The 24,006-nt window shown below is 71.0% G+C and carries 16 protein-coding genes; 11 read left to right on the forward strand and 5 right to left on the reverse strand.

All coding sequences use genetic code 11. The features are described from left to right. From OF819_RS21560 to OF819_RS21570, 3 genes are all read left to right on the forward strand, one after another. A partial coding sequence (locus OF819_RS21560) for an ALF repeat-containing protein (protein WP_267245257.1) occupies window positions 1-2,444 on the forward strand: 2,444 nt, incomplete at its 5' end. 34 nt (window positions 2,445-2,478) lie between these two features. Further along, complete coding sequence (locus OF819_RS21565; RefSeq protein WP_267245258.1) at window positions 2,479-2,763, forward strand: hypothetical protein; 285 nt, start codon at window positions 2,479-2,481, stop codon at window positions 2,761-2,763. Between the two features lie 99 nt (window positions 2,764-2,862). Continuing rightward, window positions 2,863-3,591 (forward strand): TetR/AcrR family transcriptional regulator, encoded by a 729-nt coding sequence (locus OF819_RS21570; RefSeq protein ID WP_267245259.1) that lies wholly within the window; start codon window positions 2,863-2,865, stop codon window positions 3,589-3,591. Between the two features lie 81 nt (window positions 3,592-3,672). Here the strand turns inward: OF819_RS21570 and pulA are convergent, their stop codons facing one another. Further along, window positions 3,673-8,997 (reverse strand): pullulanase-type alpha-1,6-glucosidase, encoded by a 5,325-nt coding sequence (gene pulA / locus OF819_RS21575; RefSeq protein ID WP_267245321.1) that lies wholly within the window; start codon window positions 8,995-8,997, stop codon window positions 3,673-3,675. Between the two features lie 648 nt (window positions 8,998-9,645). After that, on the reverse strand, window positions 9,646-11,337 hold the full coding sequence (locus OF819_RS21580) for a carbohydrate-binding module family 20 domain-containing protein (RefSeq protein WP_267245260.1): 1,692 nt from the start codon (window positions 11,335-11,337) through the stop codon (window positions 9,646-9,648). Between the two features lie 313 nt (window positions 11,338-11,650). Between OF819_RS21580 and OF819_RS21585 the strand changes: the two genes are divergently transcribed. The 6 genes from OF819_RS21585 to OF819_RS21610 all read left to right on the forward strand — a co-directional run bounded on the left by OF819_RS21585 (window position 11,651) and on the right by OF819_RS21610 (window position 18,830). Further along, window positions 11,651-12,949: an extracellular solute-binding protein gene (locus tag OF819_RS21585; RefSeq protein WP_267245261.1), complete on the forward strand. Its 1,299-nt coding sequence runs from the start codon at window positions 11,651-11,653 to the stop codon at window positions 12,947-12,949. A 138-nt stretch (window positions 12,950-13,087) separates the two neighbouring features. Beyond that, window positions 13,088-14,041, forward strand: coding sequence for a carbohydrate ABC transporter permease (locus OF819_RS21590; RefSeq protein WP_267245262.1), 954 nt, complete (start codon window positions 13,088-13,090; stop codon window positions 14,039-14,041). Further along, a complete protein-coding gene (locus tag OF819_RS21595) occupies window positions 14,038-14,946 on the forward strand; it encodes a sugar ABC transporter permease (protein WP_267245263.1) in 909 nt (302 codons plus the stop codon). Before OF819_RS21590 ends, OF819_RS21595 begins: the two co-directional genes overlap by 4 nt. 138 nt (window positions 14,947-15,084) lie before the next feature. Then, the gene (locus tag OF819_RS21600; RefSeq protein ID WP_267245264.1) at window positions 15,085-16,695 is read left to right on the forward strand and encodes a glycoside hydrolase family 13 protein; all 1,611 of its coding nucleotides are present in this window, start codon (window positions 15,085-15,087) and stop codon (window positions 16,693-16,695) included. A gap of 25 nt (window positions 16,696-16,720) precedes the next feature. Next, window positions 16,721-17,755: a LacI family DNA-binding transcriptional regulator gene (locus OF819_RS21605; protein ID WP_267245265.1), complete on the forward strand. Its 1,035-nt coding sequence runs from the start codon at window positions 16,721-16,723 to the stop codon at window positions 17,753-17,755. A 202-nt stretch (window positions 17,756-17,957) separates the two neighbouring features. Further along, window positions 17,958-18,830, forward strand: a complete 873-nt coding sequence (locus tag OF819_RS21610; RefSeq protein WP_416370590.1) for a phosphatase PAP2 family protein — start codon at window positions 17,958-17,960, stop codon at window positions 18,828-18,830. On the opposite strand, the gene OF819_RS21615 is transcribed toward OF819_RS21610, so the two are convergent. Continuing rightward, window positions 18,827-19,483: an NAD(P)-dependent oxidoreductase gene (locus tag OF819_RS21615; protein ID WP_267245267.1), complete on the reverse strand. Its 657-nt coding sequence runs from the start codon at window positions 19,481-19,483 to the stop codon at window positions 18,827-18,829. The genes OF819_RS21610 and OF819_RS21615 overlap by 4 nt on opposite strands. A gap of 129 nt (window positions 19,484-19,612) precedes the next feature. Between OF819_RS21615 and OF819_RS21620 the strand changes: the two genes are divergently transcribed. Next, window positions 19,613-20,050, forward strand: coding sequence for a MarR family winged helix-turn-helix transcriptional regulator (locus OF819_RS21620; protein ID WP_267245268.1), 438 nt, complete (start codon window positions 19,613-19,615; stop codon window positions 20,048-20,050). Between the two features lie 62 nt (window positions 20,051-20,112). Here OF819_RS21620 and OF819_RS21625 read toward each other — a convergent pair whose 3' ends face one another. After that, window positions 20,113-23,151, reverse strand: a complete 3,039-nt coding sequence (locus OF819_RS21625; RefSeq protein WP_267245269.1) for a bifunctional [glutamine synthetase] adenylyltransferase/[glutamine synthetase]-adenylyl-L-tyrosine phosphorylase — start codon at window positions 23,149-23,151, stop codon at window positions 20,113-20,115. A 153-nt stretch (window positions 23,152-23,304) separates the two neighbouring features. Here OF819_RS21625 and OF819_RS21630 point away from each other — a divergent pair, with 153 nt between their 5' ends. Further along, the gene (locus OF819_RS21630; RefSeq protein ID WP_267245270.1) at window positions 23,305-23,751 is read left to right on the forward strand and encodes a VOC family protein; all 447 of its coding nucleotides are present in this window, start codon (window positions 23,305-23,307) and stop codon (window positions 23,749-23,751) included. A 7-nt stretch (window positions 23,752-23,758) separates the two neighbouring features. On the opposite strand, the gene OF819_RS21635 is transcribed toward OF819_RS21630, so the two are convergent. Beyond that, window positions 23,759-23,968 (reverse strand): antitoxin, encoded by a 210-nt coding sequence (locus OF819_RS21635; protein WP_267245271.1) that lies wholly within the window; start codon window positions 23,966-23,968, stop codon window positions 23,759-23,761. Between the last annotated feature and the right edge of the window lie 38 nt (window positions 23,969-24,006).

Consider the following 24,006-nt stretch of genomic DNA (forward strand, 5'->3'; position numbering starts at 1 on the left):
GCGCCCGCAAGGCTGCCCAAGCGGCCGAGCAGGCAGGCGCCGCGGCAACGGCGGCGGGCAACGCCGCCAAGCACGCGGTGAGCGCCGGTGTCAACGCCAACGCGGCGGCCGCCGCGGCAGAGCAGGCCAGCGGATACGCCGACCAGGCGGGCGCATCGTCCGCAGCCGCACGCGCGGCCGCCGCTCAGGCACGCCGCCATGCGAACGAGGCGACCCGCGCCGCGAACGCGGCCGAGGCGCTGGCCCGCCAGTCCGCCGCGGCGGCCCGGGAGGCACGGGACGCCGCCAACTCCGCGGCCGCCCACGCCGAGAACGCGGCAAAGGCCGCCGACGAAGCGGCCGACCACGCGGGAGACGCCGCCACCGCGGCCGCCAAGGCGACGGCCCACGCCCAAGCCGCCAAGACCGCTGCCGACACCGCGTCAAACGCGGTGTCCAAAGCCCGTGATGTCCATGGCATCGCACGCAAGATCGAGGCCGAGGAGCTGGCGGCACGCACTGCGGCCGCCGTCGAGCAGGCCAAGGACCTCAAGACCCGCGAGGACGAGCGCCGCGCGGACGCGGCCAAGTCCGTCCAGGAGGCAAAGGACCTGGACGCCGAGGCCGTACGCCTGGCCGCCGAGGCGGCCGACCCGCAGGCCGATCCCGAGGAGGTGGCCGACAAGGGCCGTCGAATCGCCTTGCTGGCGATGAAGACCCGGGGTCCGTGGAGCCGTACGGCTGCCGAAGTCGCCCTCGCGGGCGATGACGAGGCCATGGTCCGCTATGTGCGCAGCGGCTGGCAGGACGCGGCAGAGCAGGACGAGCACTCCCGCGTCGAGCGGCTCGCCGCCTCCGCCGAGTCCGCCGCCGTCCGCACGGCCGCCGAGCAGGCGCTCGACGGCGACGCGGCGGCGATCAGCGCCTTCCTCGCCGAGGGACAGCACCGGGCCGCGGCCAACGACTACCGCGTCAAGGTCGTCCAGCTGATGGACGGTGCAGGGCCCGGCGTCAAGTCAGCGGGACAGGCCGCGCTGAACGCGGGCACCACCGAGGCGCTGCGCGAGTTCATCGTCACGGACCGGTACACCGCCCGTAACAACGACGAGCGCGTCCGCGCGGTCCAGCTGATGAACAGCGGCGGCCCCGAGGTCAAGGCCGCGGCCCGGATCGCCCTGGAGGGCCCGCCGCAGCTGCTGCACGCCTTCATCGAGTCCGGCCAGTACAAGGCCAAGCGCAAGGACCAGCTCGCCGCCACGCATGTCGCGCAGGTGCAGAAGCTGATCGCGGATGCCTCGGCGGTCGCGGCCACGGCCCAGCAGAACGCCGCGGAGGCCGCCCGGGTGGCCGCGATCGCCCGCAAGGCGGCCGCTGATGCGGACAAGTACGCCAAGCAGGCACGGGTCTCGGCCGATCAGGCCAAGGACTACGCGGCACAGGCCAAGCGGTCGGCCGAGGCGGCGGAGAAGTCCGCTGCCTCCGCGGCACAGGCCGCGAGGACGGCCCGTGAAGCTGAGGCGGACGCCCACCGGGCAGCGCGCAGCGCCCAGATCTCGGCATCCAACGCGGCCGCGTCCGCCGCAGCCGCGCGTGGCTCTGCGAACGCGGCCTGGGCGGCGGCGAACGAGGCCCGCGCCTCCGCCGAGGCGGCCGGCAAGGACTCGGTCGCCGCAAACAAGGCGGCGCTGGAGGCCTGGGTGGCGGTCGCCGAGAAGCTCCGCGCCGAGGCGGAGGCCGCACGCCGCGACGAGGAGCGCCGCAAGGCGACGACCGAGCTCCAGGAGATGGAGGACGAGTTCCTGGAGGCCGCGGCCGAGGAGGAGTCCGACGTCTGGGACTACCTCTCCGAGGCCGGTCACCTGGTCCTCGACGTCGCCGGAGTCGTCCCGGTGATCGGCGAACCGGCGGACCTGATCAACTGCGGCTGGTACGGCGCGGAGGGCGACGCCTTCAACTCCGCCCTGTCCTGCGCGGCCGCGGTGCCGATCGTCGGCTGGGGGGCGACCGGCACGAAGTGGGGCGCCAAGGGCTACAGTGCGGTGGAGGCCTTCTTCAAGGCTCAGCGCGCCGCGGGCAAAGCGCCGCATATCTGGGCGGCCTCCAGGGCCAAGGGCCATGCCCAGAACGCCGCCGGCCACTGGAGCAAGCACAAGAAGGAGTTCCCTGAGCTGGGTTCTGCGAGAGAGTACGTCGAGCTGGCCCATGCGCACCGGTCGGCAGCCGACCTGCCGCAGCCGCCGCAGGGATACCGGGTCTGGGACCGACAGAAGAGGGACGGCTCGTCCGCAGGCTATGTCGTGTACCACAAGGAGTCGAACACCCTTGTCTCATACGATGCGGACGGGCTTCCCAAGACCCTGAACAGGCCCGCACCGAAGAGCGCGGACAACCCCTACGGCTATGACACCAACAGGTTCCCCACTCTGGAGGACTATCTGCGGGCTCAGGGGCAGACCGAGCGGTGAACGGCACTCCATCACCATCAGCGAAGAGGCGGCCATGACGGACGACGACGACAGCGAGTACTTCTGTCGGATCTGCGGATACGGCGACGGTTCCGCGTTCTGGGAGGACGGCTGGCCGACGTCGGTCATCTGCGACTGTTGCGGAACCGAGTCCGGCGTCGGCGACATGGGGGAACCCGGAAGCTGGGACGGGCTGAGCGGAATCCGCAACTACCGCGGCTACTGGGTCGGCAACGGCGCGCAGTGGCATTCGAGCCGCAAGCCGAAGGACTGGGATCTGCTGGAGCAGCTCTCCCATATCCCGCCCCAGTGGCGGTGACGCGTCCTTGAGTGACCCGTGGGGCCGCACACCTGTGGTGTGCGGCCCCACAGCCGTCCCGGAAGGGCCGACCGGGCGTCGCCCGTTAGGGTGTTCGGTATGACGACGACCGGGGTTCGCCGCAGGATGGGCGTCGAAGAGCGCAGACAGCAGTTGATCGGTGTGGCGCTGGACTTGTTCAGCCGGCGGTCGCCGGACGAGGTGTCCATCGATGAGATCGCCTCGGCCGCCGGGATCTCCCGGCCGCTCGTGTACCACTACTTCCCCGGGAAGCAGAGCCTGTACGAGGCGGCGCTGCGGCGGGCCGCCGATGAGCTGGCGGCGCGGTTCGCGGAGCCGCACGAAGGGCCGCTCGGCTCGCGGCTGCTGCGGGTGATGGGACGGTTCTTCGACTTTGTCGAGGGGCATGGGCCCGGCTTTTCGGCGCTGATGCGGGGCGGGCCGTCCGCGGGGTCCTCCACCGCCTACGCGATGGTCGACGAGGTGCGGCAGGCCGCCTATGACCAGATCATGGCGCATCTGGGGATCGAAGAGCCCCCGCCGCGGCTGGAGCTGGTGGTGCGGTCCTGGGTGTCGCTCGCCGAGACGACCGCCCTGATCTGGCTGGACGGGCACCGGGTGCCGCGTGGCGAGCTGGAGCTGCAGCTGGTGCATGACTTCGCCGCGCTGACCGCGGTGAGCGCCGCGTACGACGAGGAGATGGCGGGCATCCTGCTGCGGATGCTCGCGGACGAGCCGTCCGACGGGCCCTTCGCGGAGCTGGTGGGGCGGCTGATGGCCCTTGCGCCCGCGGCGCGGCGGACCGTGCCCGCGCAGCCGGTCCGCTGAGGAATCGCTGAGAGTCCGCTGGCAGAGCGTGCGGAAGGGCCCGCCGGCGAGGATCGGCGGGCCCTTCGGCTTCTCACAGGGTCAGGAGCGGGTGAAGACCGCGACCGTGCGCGCCGGGACCGTGAAGGTTCCCGACGGACGGTCGTACGAGGCCGTCTTCACGGCAGGGTCGGCGCCCTTCGCCTGGACCGGGTGGAGCGTGTACGCGGTGTCCGCCGCGGAGGTGATCCGCTGGGTCTGCTCGTCCGGGGTGGCATTGAAGACCACGACCAGATCGCCCAGCCGCATGGTGATCACTCCGGGCGTCTCGTCCTTCCCCGACAGCGGGAAGGAGAGTTGCGCCTGCACCGCGCCGGCGGTCGGCAGGCTGAAGACGTCCTCCGTGGTGCGGATGGTCAGCAGTTCCCGGTAGGCGGCGGAGGCCGCGGTGATCTCCGGGCAGCCGACGGTGAGGGACGGAGCGGTCAGCAGTGGCTTGGCGTACGGCCACTTGGGCTGGTTGTCGGCCGCCGGCGGCAGCCCGCGGCCGAAGCCGTTGCCGTCCCGGCAGTCCCAGTGGACGGCGTTGAACCAGTCCCCGCTGTCGTACGAGTTGCGGTCCAGCGACTTGGAGCGCAGCAGGTCCGTCCCCGCCTGGGAGAGCGCGGGCCCCTGGGACAGCGCGGCCGTCGCCATCGCCAGCACCTGCATCCGTGCCCGGTCGGCCGGTGAGGCGGCGGCGGGCAGCTTGAAGGCGAGCGCGTCGTACAGGGTTTCGTTGTCGTGTGCGTCGGCGTAGGCGAGGGCGTCGCCGGGCACTGCCGCGTAGCCCGCGGGCGCGCCGTTGTAGTCGACCTCCGATCCCCTGACGCGGCGGCCGGCCGAGTCGGTGAAGGTGTACGACGCCAGATTGCCGGACAGCCCGACCTTGATCAGGTCCTGGTAGCGCAGCAGCCGGGCCTTCTGCTCCGCGGGCGTGCCGTTGGACGGGGAGGAGTTCGGCTCGGTGTACAGCCCGGAGGCGAAGCCCTGCACTCCGGGGTCCTCGTCGAACGGCCCGCCGCCGCGCACCGCGTCCCGCGCCCGGTCGGAGAAGGTCGCGATGCCGGTGCCGGCCATGTTCTTCTGGGTGGCCTGGACAAAGCGGGCGTCGTCGGCGATCTCGCCGAAGTTCCAGCCCTCCCCGTAGAGGATGATGTTCTTTCCGTCGACCCCGTCCTTCTCCGGGGTGAGCGCGTCCAGGGCGGCACGCACGGCGAGGATGTTCTCCTTGGGGTGGTGGCCCATGAGGTCAAAGCGGAAGCCGTCGACCTTGTACTGCTTCGCCCAGGTGACGACCGAGTCCACGACGAGCTTGCCCATCATGGCGTTCTCGGGTGCGGTGTTGGCGCAGCAGGTGGAGGTGGCGACGGTTCCGTCGTCGAGGAGCCGCTGGTAGTAGCCGGGCACGATCCGGTCGAGCACGGACTTCTCCGACTGCCCGGCGGCCACCGTGTGGTTGTAGACGACGTCCATCACGGTCCGCAGCCCGGCCGCGTTGAGTCCCTGCACCATCTGCCGGAACTCGACCGTGCGGCGGGTGCCGTCCGGGTCGGAGGCGTACGAACCCTCCGGGACGGTGTAGTGCAGCGGGTCGTAGCCCCAGTTGTAGGCGTCCTTCGCGGCGACGCGGGCGATGCACGCCTGCTGTTCGGCCGAGTCGGGGGCGTACACCTTGAGATCGCAGGCGGGCCGGGCCTGGTCGGACTTCTTCTCCGGGATGGTGCCGATGTCGAAGGCCGGGAGGAGATGGACATGGGACGTGCCGGAGTCGGCGAGGTCGCGCAGATGCCGCATGCCGCGGGAGTCGCGGTCGGTGAAGGCCCGGTACTCCCCGGGGTGCTTCGCCGTCGGGTCCGCGATGGAGAAGTCCCGGATGTGCAGTTCCTGGATCTGCGCGTCCCGCAGCAGCACGGCGGCCGGTTTGCTCAGCCGCTGCCAGCCCTTGGGGGCGAGCTTCGGATCGTCGAGGTCGGCGATCAGGCTGCGCGCCGAGTCGGCGGTCAGGGCGGTGGAGTACGGGTCGGTGACCTTGTTGACGACGACCCGCTGGACGCTGGGCGCCCACACCTTGACGGCGTACCGGTAGGGCTTGCCCGCCCAGCCGCGCCGTCCGGTCACGGACCAGACGCCGCTGTCGTCGTCCCGGCGCATCCGGATGGTGCGCCCGTCGAGTTCCAGGGAGACGGACTGCGCGGTGGGCGCCCACACGGAGAGGGTGGGGCGGCCGCGGCGGAAGACCGGTCCGAGGTCCTTGACCACGGCATCGGCCGCGTACAGATCGTCGAGCACGCCGGGGATCTGGACGCCGGTCGCGGCGAGCAGCGCTCCTGAGGCGGCCCGCTGGGTGGCGACCAGCTGGCCGCGCAGCGCCTCCCGCACCCGGTCGCGGTCCCGCGGGTCGACGGTGAATGCCGGGCGGTCCTTGAGGTGCGGGTACTTCTTCTTCTGGACGTCGGTGAGGGCGGCCGGGACCAGCCGCAGCCAGCGGCCCTCGTCGGACAGGGCACCGTCGACGACGGAGATCCCTCCGTCGCGGGCGTACACGAGCTGCTGGCTCGTGGCGTCCGTCGCCTTGACGTTCCAGACGACGGTGTCACGGTCGATGAACTGCGCCTTGGACGCGGTCAGATCGAGATCGGGCGCGCCGCCGGTCTGCGGCAGCAGATACGCCGGCTGCCCGGCCAGCAGCCACACCTCCTTGCCGTGGGCCGCGAAGTCCAGCGACTGGTCGGCGGGCAGATCTTTCTGGTCGCCCCGGTGGACGATATAGCTGAGCGAGGTCGCGCCGGACGCGAGCGGCACCTCGAAGGTGAGGCCGTACGCGTCCCGCTGCACCGGCCGCAGCGGCGTGGACCAGTCGGTGGGCTGCTCGGCCCCGGTCCAGGTGTGCAGACCCCAGCCGTCGTAGTCGCCGTCCGGGCGGTGGTAGTGCAGTACGGCCTTCGTCTGGTCCTGCGGCGGGTACGCCCCGTCGGGGGCCGTGGTGTGCTGGCCGGCCTCACCCTGCTCGATCCACACCTGTCCGGTGCGGGACAACTCGACGGTGCGGCGCGGACCGTCCGTCGTGCCGTCGGTGTGTTCGACGGTGTACGGGACCGAGGAGGCGTCCTCCGCGAGCCTGACCCAGGCGAACGCGCCATAGGCGTCGCGGCCGGTGAAGGGCGCGGTCGTGCCGCCGGTGCTGATCCGCCAGCCGTCGTAGTCGCCGTCGGGGCGGTGGTAGTGGACCACCGCGTAGTCGCGGTCGACGGCGGTCGGCTTCTCGGGGGGCGGAGCCTGGCCCGCGGTCGTCTCGGCGCGTGCGCTCGCGGTGCGGCCCGCGCTGTCGACGACGACGGCCTTGTAGCGCACCGGGGTTCCGGCGCGGACGGAGTCGTCCAGATGGTGGGTGACCCGGTACGGGGCGTGGTCGGCGGAGCCGAGGACCCGCCATTTGCCGTTGCCGGTCTGGGCGGCGAAGACGACCCGGTTGAGCTGCCCGCCGTGGACGTCCGCGGTGACGGTGACCGTGCCGGTCGCCCCGGCGGGCGGCGCGGCAAGGCCGATCTCCGGCCTGGCGGAGGGGGCCGGCAGAGGCGTGCCGGCCTTCAGCACCAGGGAGGACAGGGCCGGGACGGTGACGGTCACCTTGCCGTCGGCGGAGCGGAGCGTGCCGTCCGGGCCGTCGCCGTACAGGGTGGTGTAGGCGTCGGCGTCCGCGGCGAGAGTGACCGTCTTCGGGGCGGAGGCGTTGTTGACCGCCACAAGGTACTCGGTGTGTTCGGTCTTCCGGCGGGCGTCGGTGCGGGAGAAGGCGTAGACGGAGCCGTCGGCGTGGCGCTCCTGCTGGATGCCGTCGCGCAGCGCCGGGTGCTCCTTGGTGAGCCGGGAGAGCTCCGCGATCTGCCGGTAGAGGGGATGGCCGGGGTCGTAGGCGTCCGAGGCGTGCGTGCGGTCCGTGCCCAGCTGGTCATCGTCGAGGTAGTCGGCGGTGCGGGACGCGAAGAGGGTCTGGCGTGCGTCCTTGTCGCCGCCCGCGCCGGTGAAGCCCTGCTCATCGCCGTAGTAGACGACCGGGTTGCCGCGGCTGAGGAACATCAGCTCGTTCGCGAGCCGCGCCCGCCGCAGCAGTTCGTCCTCGCCCGCGCCCGGGTTGTCCTGCTTCAGGAACGTCCCGATGCGGCCCATGTCGTGGTTCCCGAGGAAGGTCACCTGCTCATAGGCGTTGGCCTTGTCGGTCGTATAGCGGTAGTCGTCGCCGAACACGGCGGCGAGCCGGTCGGCGGACGCCCCCTGGGAGGCGAAGGCACGGGCCGCGGCCTGGAAGGGGAAGTCGAGTGTGGCGTCGAGGCGGCCGCGGGTGACATACGGGGAGGTGATCGCCGTGTCGGCGGAGTACACCTCGCCGAACATAAAGAAGTCCTCCCGGCCCCGCTTGGCGGCGTACCGGTCCAGGGCGGTGGCCCACTGGGTCCAGAACTCCAGGTCGACATGTTTGACGGTGTCGATGCGGAAGCCGTCGATGTCGAAGTCGCGGACCCACTTCTGATAGATCCGCTCCATGCCGCGGACGACCTCCGGCCGCTCGGTCCACAGGTCGTCGAGGCCGGCGAAATCGCCGTACTCGCTGCTCTCGCCCGCGAAGGCGGAGTCCCCGCGGTTGTGGTACATCGTGGGGTCGTTGAGCCAGGCGGGCGTCTTGCCGCCGGCAGTGCGCGGGGTGTACGGGAAGGAGTCCTCGTCGACCCCGCGGAAGTCGGCGCGGTCCGCCTGCCGGTCGTCGAAGGGGCGGCCGTCCTTGTCGAGGTAGGGGTAGGCGCCCTTGGGCCGGTACCCGTACTCCTTCTCCGCGTAGTCGACGGTGTCGGCGGTGTGGTTGGTGATGACGTCGAAGAAGACCTTCATCCCCTTGGCGTGCGCCTTGTCGATGAGGGTTTCGAGGTCTTCGTTGCTGCCGAAGTGCGGGTCGACCTGGGTGAAGTCCGTGATCCAGTACCCGTGGTAGCCCGCGGAGGCGTTCTTCCCCGTGCCCTGGACGGGCTTGTTCTTGAAGATCGGGGCCAGCCAGATGGCCGTGGTGCCGAGACCCTTGATGTAGTCGAGCTTCTCGGTGAGCCCCTTGAGGTCCCCTCCCTGGTAGAAGCCCTTGTCGGCGGGGTCATAGCCATGGTCGAGACGGGTGCCGGGCAGACCGCCCCGGTCATTGGACGTCTCGCCGTTGGCGAAACGGTCCGGCAGCACGAAGTAGAACTGCTCCCGCGTCAGATCGTGCCGCGCGGGCTCCGCGGCGAGCGCGCGGTCCGACGGCGGCCGCGGGGGTTTGTACCCGGTGGCGGCCGCGGCGGCTGGCGCCGCCTGTACGGCGGGTATCAGGCCCGCGAGCAGGGCGGCGGCGACGGCGGTGATGGTGACGGCGGTGGTCGCCGTGGGGCGTTTGGGGCGCCGGGGCGGTGCGGTGGTGGACACGAATGCGGTTCCCTTTCGGTGGTGAGGGATGGGTGGGATTTGCCGCGGTGCGGCGGGGGTTCGTGTGCGGTGTGGGTGCCCGGGCGGGTTTCCCCCACCCCTCCCCCTTGGGCGTGGGGGGACCCCCACTTCCCGTAACTGGGGGCTTCGCCCCCAGACCCCCCTTCGGGGGGAGGGGCTGCGGGGCTGACGCCCCGCGCCCCCTGGCGGGCGGCAGCTTCGCGCCGCCGTACCCTCAAACCCCCGGACTCCTCCCCCAGCTACCGCTGGGTGGTGCCCCCACGGAGGCGCCTCCAGGAGGTGCACCCCAACGGGCTCAAATGAGCCCCGCTGACGACTGAGCCGCGGGAGCCGGAAACCCAGCCCCGTGGGGCTGCCCCCGGACGGAGTCTGGGGGAGATTGAGGCGCAAGGGGCTGCACATTCCAGCCTCGTGGGGGCACCTCCGTGGGGGTCCCCCCGGACGGAGTCTGGGGGAGGTAGCTGGGGGAGTTTGAGGCGCGGGGGTCCGGGGGCGGAGCCCCCGGGAAAGCGGGGCTGGGGCGGAGCCCCAGTTACGGGAAACTCACCGCGCGGCCGGCGACGCCGCTCACTCCCGGAACGCGTCCGACAGAGTCACCGCCCCCGAGTCCGGCACCGTCGCCACACGATTCGCCCCGGCCTCCCAAGTCACCCGCCCCTCCGCGTCCTTGCGGAGGTACTTGTACTCGAAGACCGCGCCCGCGGGCAGCGTGACGTCCCCGCGCCACACCGGATACCCCGCCGGGTCGAGCTTCAGCGCCGCGCCGGGGTTCCAGCCGCCCAGTTCGGGGCGGTTTCCGGTGACGTACACGTTCTCGCCCCACACGGTGGCGGCCGTCACGTTGAACGAGGCCCCGGCGGCGGGCGCGCACTCCCGGGCGCCGGCGTGCAGGGCGACCGCCGTGTTCGGGCCCAGCGTGGCGGTGAAGCGGCCGCCGCCGTCCACGGTCACGCTCCGGCCGGACTGGACGTCGCAGTATGTCCCCGCGGGCAGCGAGGTGTCGAAGGTCCTCGTCAGCGGGGACGTCTCGTGGTTGAGGGCGACATACGCCTTGTCCCCGCGCCCGAAGCCGATCGCGTCCGCGCCGTTGTCCCACCAGTCCGTGACGCCCTGCCCGCGGGCCGCGTTGCGGAAGCCGACCATGGAGGCGATCTCCGGCCAGGCGTGCTGGCACTTCCAGCCGTCGCTGTAACAGGCGGTCACGGCACCGCCGTTGGGCGGGCCGGCGTCCTTGTCGGTCCACTCGTATCCGGAGTGGACGTCCGGCGCCCCGTACGGCCACGCCAGCATGAAGACGTGTCCGAGGGTGTAGTTCGCCCCGTCCTTGTAGCTGAGGGTGTCGCCGACGCGCTCGGTGTCGTGGTTGTCCACGAAGACCGCGGCGGAGCCGGAGTCCATATAGCCCCACCCTTCGCCGTAGTTCTTCAGATGTGCGAGGTTCTCGTCGTTGAAGACGCGCTTGAGGTCGCGGGCGTAGCGGAATTCCTGTACGTCGCCGTTGCCGAGGTACTCGCTCGGCGAGACCGCCTCGCCCGCCCCGTGGATGGCCTCCTGCTTCCAGTAGACGCCGGGGTCGGTCAGCCGGGACTTGATCGCGGCGAGGTCGGCGGCGGGCATGTGCTTGGCGGCGTCGACGCGGAAGCCGTCGACGCCGAGGGACAGCAGGTCGTTGAGGTAGGCGGCGATGCGGTCGCGGACGTACTCCTCGCCTGTGTCGAGGTCCGCGAGGCCGACCAGCTCACAGTTCTGGACGTTGCTCCGGTCCCGGTAGTCGGTGATCACGGACCGGCAGTCGTCCATATCGTTTCCGGAGTAGATGCCCGGATAGTCGTACTTCTGATACGGCGAGCCGCCTGTGCCGGTGCCGTCGCCCGCCGCCATATGGTTGATCACGGCGTCGACGACGACCTTGACGCCCGCGGCATGGCAGGTGTTCACCATGTCCGCAAACGACGCCCGGTCGCCGAGCCGTCCGGCGATCTTGTAGCTGACGGGCTGGTACGACGTCCACCACTGCGGGCCCTGGATATGCTCCTGGGGCGGAGAAACCTGAACATATCCATATCCGGCGGGCCCGAGCGTGTCGGTGCACGCCCGGGCTGCCGAGTCAAAGCGCCACTCGAAGAGGACGGCGGTCACGTCCTTGTCTCCGGGCGGGGCCGCCTGTGCGACGCCGGTCGCCACCGGCGCGGCGACGGCGACCGCCGCGGCCGCCGCCAGGGCGAGCGCGGCGGCCAGAGGTCGAGGTCTGCTGGCCATGTGTTGCCTCCTGCACGGCACTGTGCGGAATGGGGGGAGCCCCGCAGCCTCGTAAGACAACGCGCCATGCCTGAAAGGCTCTTGCAGGTCTTGGTGATTCTTGCAGCAAGCTCTCAACAGCCGCTGCGCTGCCGACCGTAGAAGGCTGAACGACCACGGTCAAGACCCAGGACACGAGACGGTCACAACCTGGAAATCTCCCTGTTTTCTTTCTGCAAGGTCTTTCGCAAGCTCTTGCAAGGCTGTTAACTTCACGCCGCAGCAGCCCGGCCCGAGGGACAGGTCAGGGCCTGACCTCAACGAGGAGATCACCATGCGCAAGGGCATATCGGTCGCCGCGCTCGTCGGCGCCCTGGCTCTTACCGCGACCGCCTGCGGGGACAACGGCGGAGCGAGTGACAGCAGCGGCAAGAAGGCCGCCGAGGACCCCCAGAGCGTGAGCGGTTCCATCACCTGGTGGGACACCTCCAATGAAGCCGAGGGCCCGGCGTACGACACGCTGATCGAGCAGTTCGAGGCCGAATACCCGAAGATCAAGGTCAATCGGACCTCCGTCTCCTTCGACCAGGCCGAGCAGAAGTTCAAGACGGCCGCCCAGAACGGCAAGGGCGCCCCGGACGTCATCCGCACCGACGTCGGCTGGTCGGCGGGGTTCGCCAACCTCGGATACCTCCAGCCGCTGGACGGCACCCCGGCACTCGACAACGCGGACGACTTCCTTGAGGGCCCGCTGTCCACGGCGAAGTTCAACGGCGAGACCGTCGGCGTGCCGCAGGTCACCGACACCCTCGGCCTCCTCTACAACAAGGAGATCTTCCAGAAGGCCGGCATCAGCAAGCCCCCGGCCACCTGGGACGAGCTGATCGAGACCGCCAAGACGATCAAGAAGAAGACCGGGGTCGCGGGCATCCAGCTGAACCCCGAGGGCTACTTCTCGCTGCCGTTCCTGTACGGCGAGGGCGCCGACATGCTCGACGTCGAGAACAAGAAGATCACGGTGAACTCCCCCGAGGCCGTCAAGGGCATGGAGACCGCGCTGAAGCTGGTCCAGTCCGATGTCGCCCTCAAGCCCGCCACCACCGACGGCTATGTCGCGGCCCAGACCTCCTTCAAGGACGGCAAGGCCGCCATGGTGATCAACGGCCCGTGGTCGGTCTCCGACGACTACACGGGCAAGGCATTTTCGGACCGCGCCAATCTGGGCATCGCACCGATCCCGGCGGGCTCATCCGGCAAGGCAGGCGCGCCGATCGGCGGCCACAACTACTCCGTCTACCGCGGCTCCAAGAACAAGGACGCGGCGTATCTCTTCGTGAAGTTCATGTCCTCCGCGAAGAGCCAGGAGTTCACCGCCAAGGAGATCAACACCCTCCCGACACGCAAGTCCGCCTACACCGACGCGGTCACCTCCGACCCGGCGAAGAAGGCCTTCCAGGAGGCGCTCGCGGTCTCCAGGTCCCGTCCGGTCATCCCGGGGGTCGGCGATCTGTTCGTGGCGTACGACCAGCACTACGTGAAGATCCTGCGCGGCGACGTCTCCCCCAAGGAGGGCCTGGACGCGCTCGCCAAGGAGTGGAACACCAAGCTGCTGAAGGACTACTCGATCGGCTGACGCGCAAGCGCGCCAGCGCAGCTCCGGTCCGGTCGGCTGGGGGATCCGTTCCCCGCTACGCGTGGGACGGACCCCACGCGCCCAGCCGGCCGGGCCGGTCCACCGTCCCCGCAGTCCGGCCGTTCCCTACGGAGAGAGATGAGCACCCTGATAGCCAAGACCGTCACCCGCACCAGACGGTCCTTCGCCACGCACTGGTACGCGTGGGCCATGGTCCTGCCGGTCGTCGTGGTGCTCGCCGTGCTCGTCGGGTATCCGCTGGGCCGCGGCATCTACCTCTCCTTCACCGACGCCAACGAGGCCAACATCGGCCGTACGATCGGCGACTTCGAGGTCCCGGCGAGCTATCAGTTCGTCGGCCTCGACAACTACTGGCACATCCTGTCCGGCCAGGAGGGGTCCTTCTACCCCCGGCTGACCTGGACGGTCATCTGGACCGCCAGCTGTGTCCTCCTGCACTACACCATCGGCCTCGGCCTGGCGATGCTGCTGAACCGGCAGCTCCGCGGCCGCTCCCTGTACCGGGTGCTGCTGATCCTGCCGTGGGCGGTCCCGGCGTTCGTCGCCGCCTTCGCCTGGAAGCTGATGTACAACACCGACAACGGCGTGCTCAACGCGCTGCTCTCCAAGGCCGGCATCGGCGCGGTGGACTGGCTGGGCGACCCGACGATCCAGAAGCTGTCGGTGATCGCCGTCAACACCTGGCTCGGTGTGCCCTTCATGATGGTCGCGATCCTCGGCGGTCTGCAGTCCATCCCCAGGGAGCTGCACGAGGCGGCCGAGATGGACGGCGCCTCGGCCTGGCAGCGGTTCTGGAATGTGACCGTGCCGGGGCTGCGGCCGGTCTCCAGCACGATCATCCTGCTGGGCACCATCTGGACCTTCAATATGTTCCCGATCATCTATCTGGTGATCGGCCAGGCCGGCGGCACCGAGAGCGAGATCCTGGTGACCTACGCCTACCGGCTCGCCTTCCAGGGCGTACGGGACTACGCGGGCTCCGCCTCGTACGGCATCGTGATCCTCTCCCTGCTGCTGGTCTTCTCCGTCTTCTACCGCCGGATGCTCAGCCGCCAGGAGGTCGCCAAGTGAGCACCGTCAGCACCCCGGCCCGCGCGCCCGAGAAGCTCCCGGCCCCGGCGGCGACCGCCCCCGCAGCCCGCCGGCGCGGCCGCGGCGAGCGCTCCGCGGGCGCGTCCGTCGCGCTGCACGCCACCCTGGTCGTCGCCTCCGTCATCGCGCTGTTCCCGATCGTCTTCATCGTGCTGGTCTCGATCCGCGGTGAGAACGGCTGGACCCACCCGACGGAGATGACCGGCTTCACGCTGGAGAACTACACCCACGTCCTGGGCGACACCGAGTTTCTGACGTGGTTTCTGAACTCCGTGATCGTCGCGGGCGGCACCATGCTGGTGGGCGTGCTGATCGCGGCCAGCGCCGGTTACGCGGTCTCCCGGATGCGCTTCCCCGGCGACAAGTCGCTGATGTGGTCGTTCCTGCTGTGCCAGATGTTCCCGGTGGCGGTGCTGATCGTGCCGCTCTACAACATCCTGGGCCGGCTGGGGCTGCTGGACAGCTACGGCGGACTGATCATCACCTACTGCTCGGTGTCGGTGCCGTTCTGCGCCTGGATGCTCAAGGGCTACTTCGACACCATCCCCACCGAGATCGACGAGTCGGGCCGGGTCGACGGACTGACCCCGTTCGGCACCTTCTGGCGGCTGATCGTCCCGCTCGCCCGGCCGGGCCTCGCGGTCACCGCCTTCTACACCTTCCTCACCGCCTGGAGCGAGGTCGCCTTCGCCACCTCCTTCATGAGCAGCGAGGGCAAGTACACGCTCGCGGTCGGCCTGCAGACCTTCGTCGGCCCGCACCGCGCCGAGTGGGGCCTGATGACGGCCTCCTCCGTACTGATCATGGTCCCGGCCGGACTGCTGTTCTTCTTCGCACAGCGCCATCTGGTCGCGGGACTCACCGCGGGGGGAACCAAGGGGTGAGCGAAGGGTGAGCGAAAGAGGCAGCCGGACCGGCCCCGGCCCGGCCGGCTTCGTATCCGGTCCGCGCACCGCGCGTTGACCAGCACGACAGAGCAGAGAAGCAGTACCACGCAGTTGACGACCAACGAGGGAACGTACATGACCCAGGAGCTCGCTCCCATGCCCAGCAGCCCGGCCGCCGCACACTCCGCCGGCTGGTGGCGGGACGCCGTCATCTACCAGGTGTACGTGCGCTCCTTCGCCGACAGCGACGGGGACGGCATCGGCGATCTGCGGGGCATCAGAGAGCGCCTTCCGCACCTCGCGGACCTGGGTGTGGACGCCGTCTGGCTCACCCCCTTCTATGCCTCCCCGCAGGCCGACGGCGGCTATGACGTGGCCGACTACCGGGCCGTGGACCCGCTGTTCGGCGATCTGTCCGACGCCGACGACCTGGTGCGCGAGGCCCACCGGCTGGGGCTGCGGGTGATCGTGGACATCGTCCCCAACCACACCTCCGACCGGCACGCCTGGTTCCGGGCGGCGCTCGCCGGCGGCCCGGACGCCCCCGAGCGGCGGCTCTACCACTTCCGCCCCGGCAAGGGCGAAAACGGCGAGCTGCCCCCGAACGACTGGGAGTCGGTCTTCGGCGGCCCCGCCTGGACCCGCACCCCCGACGGCGAGTGGTATCTGCATCTCTTCGCGCCCGAGCAGCCGGACCTCAACTGGGACTCTCCAACGGTGCGCGAGGAGTTCGAGTCCATCCTCCGCTTCTGGCTGGACCTGGGCGTGGACGGCTTCCGCATCGACGTCGCGCACGGCATGGTCAAGGCCGAGGGGCTGCCGGACATCGGGCTGAGCGAGCAGGCGAAGCTGATCGGCGCACAGGTGCTGCCGTTCTTCGACCAGGACGGCGTGCATGAGATCCACCGCTCCTGGCGGCGGCTGCTCGACAGCTACGAGGGCGACCGCATCGGCGTCGCCGAGGCCTGGGCCCCGAACGCGGAGCGGCTCGCGCTGTACGTCCGCCCGGACGAGCTGCACCAGGCGTTCAACTTCCAGTTTCTGACCTGCGAGTGGGACGCGGCCGCGATGCACCGGGTGATCGACGAGTCGCTGCTGGCGACCCGCTCGGTCGGCGCGCCCACCACCTGGGTGCTGTCCAACCACGACGTGGTGCGGCACACCACCCGCTATGGCGGCGGGGAGCAGGGGCTGCGCCGGGCCCGTGCCGCGGCCCTGCTCACGCTCGCCCTCCCCGGCTCCGTCTATGTGTACCAGGGTGAGGAGCTCGGCCTGCCGGAGGTGGAGGATCTGCCGGACGCGGTGCGCCAGGACCCGGCGTTCTTCCGCGGCGACGGCCAGGACGGCAAGCGGGACGGCTGCCGGGTGCCGCTGCCCTGGTCGGGGTCCCGGGCCCCGTACGGCTTCGGCCCCGGCGGCTCCTGGCTGCCGCAGCCCGACGCCTGGGCCGGCCTCTCGGTCGAGGCGCAGACCGGCGACCCGCGCTCCACGCTGGAGCTGTACCGCTCGGCGCTGGCGCTGCGGCGGCAGCTGGAGGGCCTGGGCGACGGGGAGATGGAGTGGCTGCCCGGACCCGACGGGGTGCTGGCCTTCCGCAGGCCCGGTCTGGTGTGCACGCTGAACACCCTGGACACGGAGGCCGAAATGCCGGTGCCGGGGCGGCCGGTGCTGGCCTCCGCGGCGCTGGAGTTCAGCGGCGCCGCCGTGCGCATCCCGGGCGAGACCTGCGTCTGGTGGGCAGTCTGAGATGCGCCCGGTACAGTCGCATCCCGTGACCGCACCCGCACGACTGGCAGACATCGCAGCCCAGGCGGGGGTCAGCGAAGCGACGGTGAGCCGCGTCCTCAACGGAAAGCCCGGAGTCGCCGCGACCACCCGCCAGTCCGTACTGGCCGCACTGGACGTTCTCGGCTACGAGCGTCCGGTGCGGCTGCGCCAGCGCAGCGCGGGACTGGTCGGGCTGATCACCCCGGAGCTGGAGAACCCGATATTCCCCGCGCTTGCGCAGGTGATCGGGCAGGCGCTGACCCGCCAGGGCTACACCCCGGTGCTCGCCACCCAGACGCCGGGCGGGTCCACGGAGGACGAGCTGACCGAGATGCTGGTGGACCGCGGCGTGGCCGGGATCATCATCGCCTCGGGGCTGCATGCCGACACCTCCGCCGATATGCAGCGCTATGCCCAGCTTCGGGCGCAAGGTGTGCCGTTCGTCCTCGTCGACGGCTTCTCGCCGGAGGTGCAGGCGCCGTTCATCTCCCCCGACGACCGGGCGGCGATGACGCTGGCGGTGACGCATCTGGCGGCACTGGGCCACACCAGGATCGGTCTGGCGCTGGGGCCGAAGCGCTTCGTCCCCGTGCTGCGGAAGATCGAGGGCTTCGTCGGGGCCGTACGGGATCAGCTGGGGCTCGCCCCCGAGGTGATCGAAGCGGAGCTGATCCAGCACTCGCTGTTCACGCTGGAGGGCGGCCAGGCGGCCGCCTCGGCGCTGATGGACCGCGGGTGCACGGCGGTGGTGTGCGCCAGCGACATGATGGCGCTGGGAGCGATACGGGCCGCGCGGCAGCGGGGTCTGAGGGTGCCCGAGGACATATCGGTCGTCGGCTTCGACGACTCCCCGCTGATCGCGTTCACGGACCCGCCGCTGACCACGGTCCGCAAGCCGGTGCCTGCGATGGGGCAGGCGGCGGTGCGCACGCTCCTGGAGGAGATCGGCGGCACTCCGGCGCCGCACAGCGAGTTCGTCTTCATGCCGGAGCTGGTGGTGCGCGGCTCGACCGCCTCCGGGCCCGGTCAGACGGCCTGAGCAGGCCCGGTCAGACGGCCTGGGCGGGCCCGGCCCCGCCTCTGAAGGGGCGGGGTCGTCCGCAAGTACTACCGGGTGCGCCATTAGCCCACCCGAGGGATGATCAGTGTGGGGGGCGAATCTGGCAGACTCTCGTCCCATGGGTGAAACGACCGTGAAGACTTTGGACGGCCAGAGGGCCACCCCGTTTACCCCGTCACCCATGGTGGACGAGGCCCCCGAGGACGCCCCCGCGCGTCACCGGCTGACCACGCTGCGCACCCCCCGCTATCCGCGGATCTGGGTCGAAATCCTGCTCATCGCGGTCAGTTACTGGACGTACTCGCTCATTCGCAATGCCGTGCCGGAGCAGAAGGCGCAGGCGCTGCGGAACGCGGACTGGATCTGGGACGTCGAGCGGACGCTCGGCATAGCGGTCGAGCAGACGGTCAACCACGCCGTGAACTCCGTGACATGGCTGATCGTGACGATGAACTACTACTACGCCACCCTGCACTTCATCGTGACCATCGGCGTGCTGGTGTGGCTGTACCGCAGCCATCCGGGCCGTTACGCGGCCGCCCGGCTGGCGCTGTTCGCCACCACCGCGGTGGCACTGGTCGGCTACTATCTGTATCCTCTCGCGCCGCCGCGGCTGATGAGCGGACAGAACTTCATCGACACGGTTCTGGTCCATGAGACCTGGGGCTCGATGGCCTCCGGCAACTTCAAGAACATGTCGAACCAGTACGCGGCGATGCCTTCGATGCACATCGGCTGGTCGCTGTGGTGCGGACTGATCATTTTCGCGGTGGCGTCCGCGCCGTGGGCGAGGATCCTCGGGGTGCTCTATCCGACGGCGACGCTGATAGTGATCGTCGCCACGGCCAATCACTTCTGGCTGGACGCGGTGGGCGGCATGATCTGCCTGGCGTTCGGCTTCGCGCTCTCGTACGCGTGGTACCGGGCGCTGCCGCACCGGCTGCCGCGGGTTCCGACCCGGGGGCTCCGCACCCGGACCCCCGCTCCCCAATCGCCGGAGGGGCTCAAAAAGACATGGGGGTCCGGGCGCGGAGCCCCCGGTTTCAGGAACTAGTAGCCCACCGTGAAGCGCCGCCGCACATGCGCCGGCCGCTCGATCTCGTCCAGCAGCGCTGCCGCGTAGTCCTCCCCCGAGATCCGGGAGTCCCCCTCCGCGTCGGTCAGCAGCTCATCCCCGCCGAGGCGGAAGACCCCGGTGCGCTCACCGGGGGTGAACAGCGCGGACGGGCTGAGGAAGGTCCAGTCGGCGTCGTCGGGCAGGGCGCGCAGCGCGTCCAGCAGCTCGACGTGGGCGGAGGCCTCGGGCTTCCACTCGTCACGGAAGCCCGGCTGGTCGATCACGCGCTCGCCGGAGGGCAGCAGCAGGCTGCCGGCGCCGCCGACGAAGAGCAGGCGGCGCTGCCGGGCGCGGGCCAGGCCGGCGAGCGTGTCCAGGATGGGCAGGACGGCGCGTCCGGGCAGGGCGCTGACGACGGCGTCCGTGCCGTCGACCGCCTGCTCCAAGGTCGCGGCGGCGCTCACATCGGCGGTGACGCGGGTCAGGCCGGGACGCTCGGCGGCGGCCTCCTGCCCGTCGTGGCGGCGGGCGAAGCCGGTGACGGCGTGCCCGCGGTCGAGCGCCTCGGCGACGATACGGCTGCCGGCCATGCCGGTGGCGCCGAGGACGGCGAGCTTCAGGGGTGCGATGGGGGTGGTGGGGATGGTCATCAGGGGTGTTCCTTCTGAGCGGATAAGTTGCTGGAAAAGTATCTGCCGAGCAAGATAATATGTCTGCTGATGCAGATATTGCAAGGACACCTTCTTCCCGATGAAGTCACTTTCTGCGACCCTTGTCCTGTGACGGAGCACCTTCGAGATGACGACGACGTGACGCTGTACGGACTGTTCGTGGAGGCGTACACCCGGCTGAAGCCCCTGGTGAACCGCGATCTGGGCATGCCCGAGAGCTGGTTCGAGGTGCTGCTGCGGCTGGGCCGGACGCCCGGCGGCCGGCTGCGGATGACCGATCTCGCGGCGGCGGTCTCCTTCAGCTCGGGCGGCTTCACCCGGCTCGCGGACCGCATGGAGGAGGCCGGCCTGCTGCGGCGCGATCCCTGCCCGCACGACCGGCGGGCCTCCTACGCCGTGCTGACGCACGAGGGCGGCGAGGCGCTGGATCGCGCACTGGCCGCCCATGTGGCTCAGCTGGAGAAGCACTTCACCGGCCGGCTGTCGGAACAGGACCGCCAGGCGCTGGAGCGCATCCTGCGCACCCTGCGCGACGGCGCCAGGTGACGGCCGGGGTCGGCCGGAGGCCCGATGAGGAGACTTCCGAGGGGGCGGAGGGGGCAGCGGGGTCAGACAGCCGCGCCGTAGAACAGCTCGTCGACCACCGCCCGCGCACGGCGTGTGATCCGGCGGTAGTCGTCGAGCATGTCTCCCACATGGCCGGGCCCATAGCCCAGATAGCGGGAGACGGCGGCCAGTTCGCGCCCGTCGGAGGGGAAGGTGTCGCCGGGCCGGCCGCGTACCAGCATCACGCCGTTGCGCACGCGGGTCGCCAGCACCCAGGCCTCGTCCAGGATGGCGGCGTCGTCCGTGCCGATGAGTCCCGCGGCGTGCGCGGCGGCGAGCGCCTCGCGGGTGCGGGGGGTGCGCAGGCCCGGCTCCGCCCACCCGTGCCGCATCTGCAGCAGCTGGACCGTCCACTCCACATCGGTCAGCCCGCCGCGTCCCAGCTTGGTGTGGAGGGTGGGGTCGGCGCCGCGCGGCAGCCGCTCGGTCTCCATCCGGGCCTTCAGCCGGCGGATCTCGCGTACGGCGTCCTCGCCCAGGCCCTCGGGCGGATAGCGCAGCGGGTCGATCAGCTCGATGAACCGCGCCCCCAGGTCGGCGTCGCCCGCCATCGGCTGGGCGCGCAGCAGGGCCTGGCTCTCCCACACCAGCGACCAGCGGCGGTAGTACGCCTCGTACGACTTGAGGGTGCGCGCCAGGGGCCCGCTCTTGCCCTCCGGGCGCAGATCGGCGTCGATCAGCAGCGGCGGGTCAGCGGTGGGCAGTTGCAGCAGCCGGCGCATCTCGGCGACGACGGCGTACGCGGCGCGGGCGGCCTCCTGCTCGTCCACTCCGTCGCGCGGCTCGTGCACGAACAGCAGATCGGCGTCGGAGCCGTAACTCAGCTCGCGCCCGCCGAAGCGGCCCATGCCGATGACAGCGAACCTGGTCGGCAGGGTGTCGCCCCACTGGGCGCGTACGGCGGCGCGCAGCGCGCCCGCGAGGGTGGCCGCGTTGAGGTCGGTGACGGCGCCGCCCACCTGGTCCACCAGAGCGCCGTGGTCGATCGGGCCGGCTCCGGCGAGCGCGGCGGAGGTGTCCCGGTCCGCGGCGGGGCTCTGGTCGACGCCGTACGAGGCGATCAGATCCGCGGCCGCGGTGCGGAACAGCTCCCGGCGGCGGACCCCGCGTGCGGCGGCCGCGGCGGCCTCCGCGGAGTCAGCGCGCCCCACCGCGGCCAGCACCTCCTGCTCCAGATGCTCGCGGCCGCGCGGGGCGAGCCCCTGCGGGTCGCCGAGGATCGCCACCGCCTCCGGGGCGCGCAGCAGCAGATCGGGGGCGAGGCGTCCGGCCGACAGCACCCGGGCGAGGTTCTCCGCGGCCGCGCCCTCGTCGCGCAGCAGCCGCAGATACCAGGGCGTCTTGCCGAGCGCCTCGGAGACCTTGCGGAAGCCGAGAAGGCCGGCGTCCGGATCGGCCGAGTCCGCGAACCAGCCGAGCAGCACGGGCAGCAGGGTGCGCTGGATCGCCGCGGCGCGTGTCATGCCGGAGGTGAGGGCCTCCAGATGGCGCAGGGCCGCGCCGGGGTCGGCGTATCCGAGCGCTTCGAGGCGCTGCTGCGCCGCCTTGGGGCTGAGTCCCCTCTCGCCGGGGGCGAGCTGCGCGACCGCGTCCAGCAGCGGCCGGTAGAAGATCTTCTCGTGCAGCCGTCTGACCGCGGAGGCGTGGCGACGCCACTCCCGGTTGAGCTCCGCGACGGGTTCCGCGCGCAGTCCGAGCGAGCGGCCGAGGCGGCGCAGATCGGCCTCGCCCTCGGGGACGAGGTGGGTGCGGCGCAGCCGGTGGAGCTGGATGCGGTGTTCCATGGCGCGCAGGAAGCGGTACGCCTCGTCGAGCTGTGCGGCGTCCGCGCGGCCCACATAGCCGCCGGCGGCCAGCGCGCGCAGTGCGTCCAGGGTGGCGCCGCTGTGCAGGGTCACGTCGCTGCGGCCGTGCACGAGCTGCAGGAGCTGTACGGCGAACTCGACGTCGCGCAGTCCGCCGGGGCCGAGTTTGAGCTCGCGGTCGATCTCCGCGGCGGGGATGTTGTCGACGACGCGGCGGCGCATCTTCTGGACGTCGGCGACGAAGTTCTCGCGTTCCGCGGCCTGCCAGACGAGCGGGGCGAGGGCCTCGATATACGACTCGCCGAGGGTGAGGTCGCCGGCGACGGGCCGGGCTTTGAGGAGCGCCTGGAACTCCCAGGTCTTGGCCCAGCGCTGGTAGTAGGCGAGATGGCTGGACAGGGTGCGCACCAGGGGGCCGTTGCGGCCTTCGGGGCGCAGATTGGCGTCGACCGGCCAGATCGAGCCCTCGACGGTGGTCTCGGAGCAGATCCGCATCAGATGTGACGCGAGGCGGGTGGCGGCGCGCAGGGCGGTGCTCTCGTCGTCCCCGGCAGCGGCGGCGGGCTCCGCGACGAAGATCACATCGACGTCGGAGACGTAGTTGAGCTCCCGGCCGCCGCACTTGCCCATGGCGATGACGGCCAGCCGGCACTGCGCGGCGTCCTCGGGGGCGGCGGCGCGGGCGATGGCGAGGGCGGCCCGCAGGGTGGCGGTGGCCAGGTCGGCGAGTTCGGCGGCGGTTTCGGCGACGTCGATGGTGCCGCAGACGTCGCGGGCCGCGATGGCGAGGAGACAGCGCCGGTAGGCGATGCGCAGGGCGACCGGGTCCCCGGCCTCGGCGAGCCAGTGCTCGAACTCCGCCACGCCGGGGTGCAGATCGGCCGCCTCGTAGGCGAGCAGCGCCTGCCAGTCGCGCGGATGCCGGGCGAGGTGGTCGCCGAGCGCCTCGGAGGCGCCGAGGACGCCGAGCAGCCGGTCGCGCAGCGGCTTCGCGGTGAGCAGGGTGTCCAGCAGGCCCTGCCGCTCGTCGGGCCGCTGTGCCTCGACGAGGCGGACGAGGCCGCGCAGGGCGAGGTCGGGGTCGGCGGTGTCGCCGAGGGCGTCGAGCAGGACGGGGGCGCCGCGGACGGGGGCCATCTCCGGGAGGTCGAGCAGCCGTTCCGCGGCGGAGGGGTCGGTGAAGCCGTGCCGCAGGAGTCGGGTGAAGGAACTGCTTCTGCGTCCTGGCACCGTCATCAAGCCGTCTCCCGCCTCTACCGCCCGACCAAGGTCCGGCACCGAGCCTAGCCGCTCTCGGTATCGGACAATCGGCTGACCGGGGCGAAGGCGATGATTCCCGGCGGGCGCCGCGGTCAGTAGGCTCGGCGAAGGAGACAAGGAGACAAGTCCATGGACTGGACGCTCGAAGTGATCGTGGTGCCCGTCTCCGATGTGGAGCGGGCGCGGGACTTCTACCGGGACAAGGTGGGCTTCCACGTCGACATCGACTTCCGCATCGACGACAGCACCCGGCTCATCCAGCTCACCCCGCCCGGCTCCGGCTGCTCGATCGTCATCGGGGAGAACGTCCCGATGCCCGGCGGCGCGCCGTCGCCCAAGCCCGGCTCGTACCAGGGGCTTCAGCTGGTGGTCGCCGACATCCAGGCGGCGCGCGACGAGCTGGCCGGGCGCGGCCTGGAGGTGACCGGCCCGGTGGAGGTCGCCCCCGGCGACGGGGGCACGTTCCTGTACTTCGCGGACCCCGACGGCAACGGCTGGGCGGTGCAGGAGTTCCGCAGACGCGCCGCCGAGCCGTTGCACGAGGTGTTGCGGTCCCTCACCACCACAACCGACTAGCGGGACGTCACGCCTGGGGCGGGTTGTCCTGCTCGCGCCCCGGCGCCTCGGGATCCCGCCGCAGCTGGTCCTTGGCCTTCTGCTGGGCCGTGTCGATCTGCTCCTGGTACTTGCCGCGGGTCGTCTCGTCGGCCATGTCACCGGCCCTGTCGATGCCTTTGTCGACCTGGCTCTCGTGGCCCTTGAGCATGCTCTTGAGCTTGTCCAACATGGACATCGGGTCATCCTCTCGACGCTGTTCGACCCCCGCTCTCC

The organism is Streptomyces sp. PR69 (assembly GCF_026420845.1).
Classification (GTDB): Bacteria; Actinomycetota; Actinomycetes; order Streptomycetales; family Streptomycetaceae; genus Streptomyces.

Excerpts from the sequence above, each read along its gene's own strand:
- OF819_RS21565 (WP_267245258.1), top strand. The coding sequence starts at position 2,479 with ATGACGGACGACGACGACAGCGAGTACTTCTGTCGGATCTGCGGATAC.
- OF819_RS21570 (WP_267245259.1), top strand. The coding sequence starts at position 2,863 with ATGACGACGACCGGGGTTCGCCGCAGGATGGGCGTCGAAGAGCGCAGA.
- OF819_RS21580 (WP_267245260.1), bottom strand. The coding sequence starts at position 11,337 with ATGGCCAGCAGACCTCGACCTCTGGCCGCCGCGCTCGCCCTGGCGGCG.
- OF819_RS21585 (WP_267245261.1), top strand. The coding sequence starts at position 11,651 with ATGCGCAAGGGCATATCGGTCGCCGCGCTCGTCGGCGCCCTGGCTCTT.
- OF819_RS21590 (WP_267245262.1), top strand. The coding sequence starts at position 13,088 with ATGAGCACCCTGATAGCCAAGACCGTCACCCGCACCAGACGGTCCTTC.
- OF819_RS21600 (WP_267245264.1), top strand. The coding sequence starts at position 15,085 with ATGACCCAGGAGCTCGCTCCCATGCCCAGCAGCCCGGCCGCCGCACAC.
- OF819_RS21610 (WP_416370590.1), top strand. The coding sequence starts at position 17,958 with ATGGTGGACGAGGCCCCCGAGGACGCCCCCGCGCGTCACCGGCTGACC.
- OF819_RS21615 (WP_267245267.1), bottom strand. The coding sequence starts at position 19,483 with ATGACCATCCCCACCACCCCCATCGCACCCCTGAAGCTCGCCGTCCTC.
- OF819_RS21625 (WP_267245269.1), bottom strand. The coding sequence starts at position 23,151 with ATGACGGTGCCAGGACGCAGAAGCAGTTCCTTCACCCGACTCCTGCGG.
- OF819_RS21630 (WP_267245270.1), top strand. The coding sequence starts at position 23,305 with ATGGACTGGACGCTCGAAGTGATCGTGGTGCCCGTCTCCGATGTGGAG.
- OF819_RS21635 (WP_267245271.1), bottom strand. The coding sequence starts at position 23,968 with ATGTCCATGTTGGACAAGCTCAAGAGCATGCTCAAGGGCCACGAGAGC.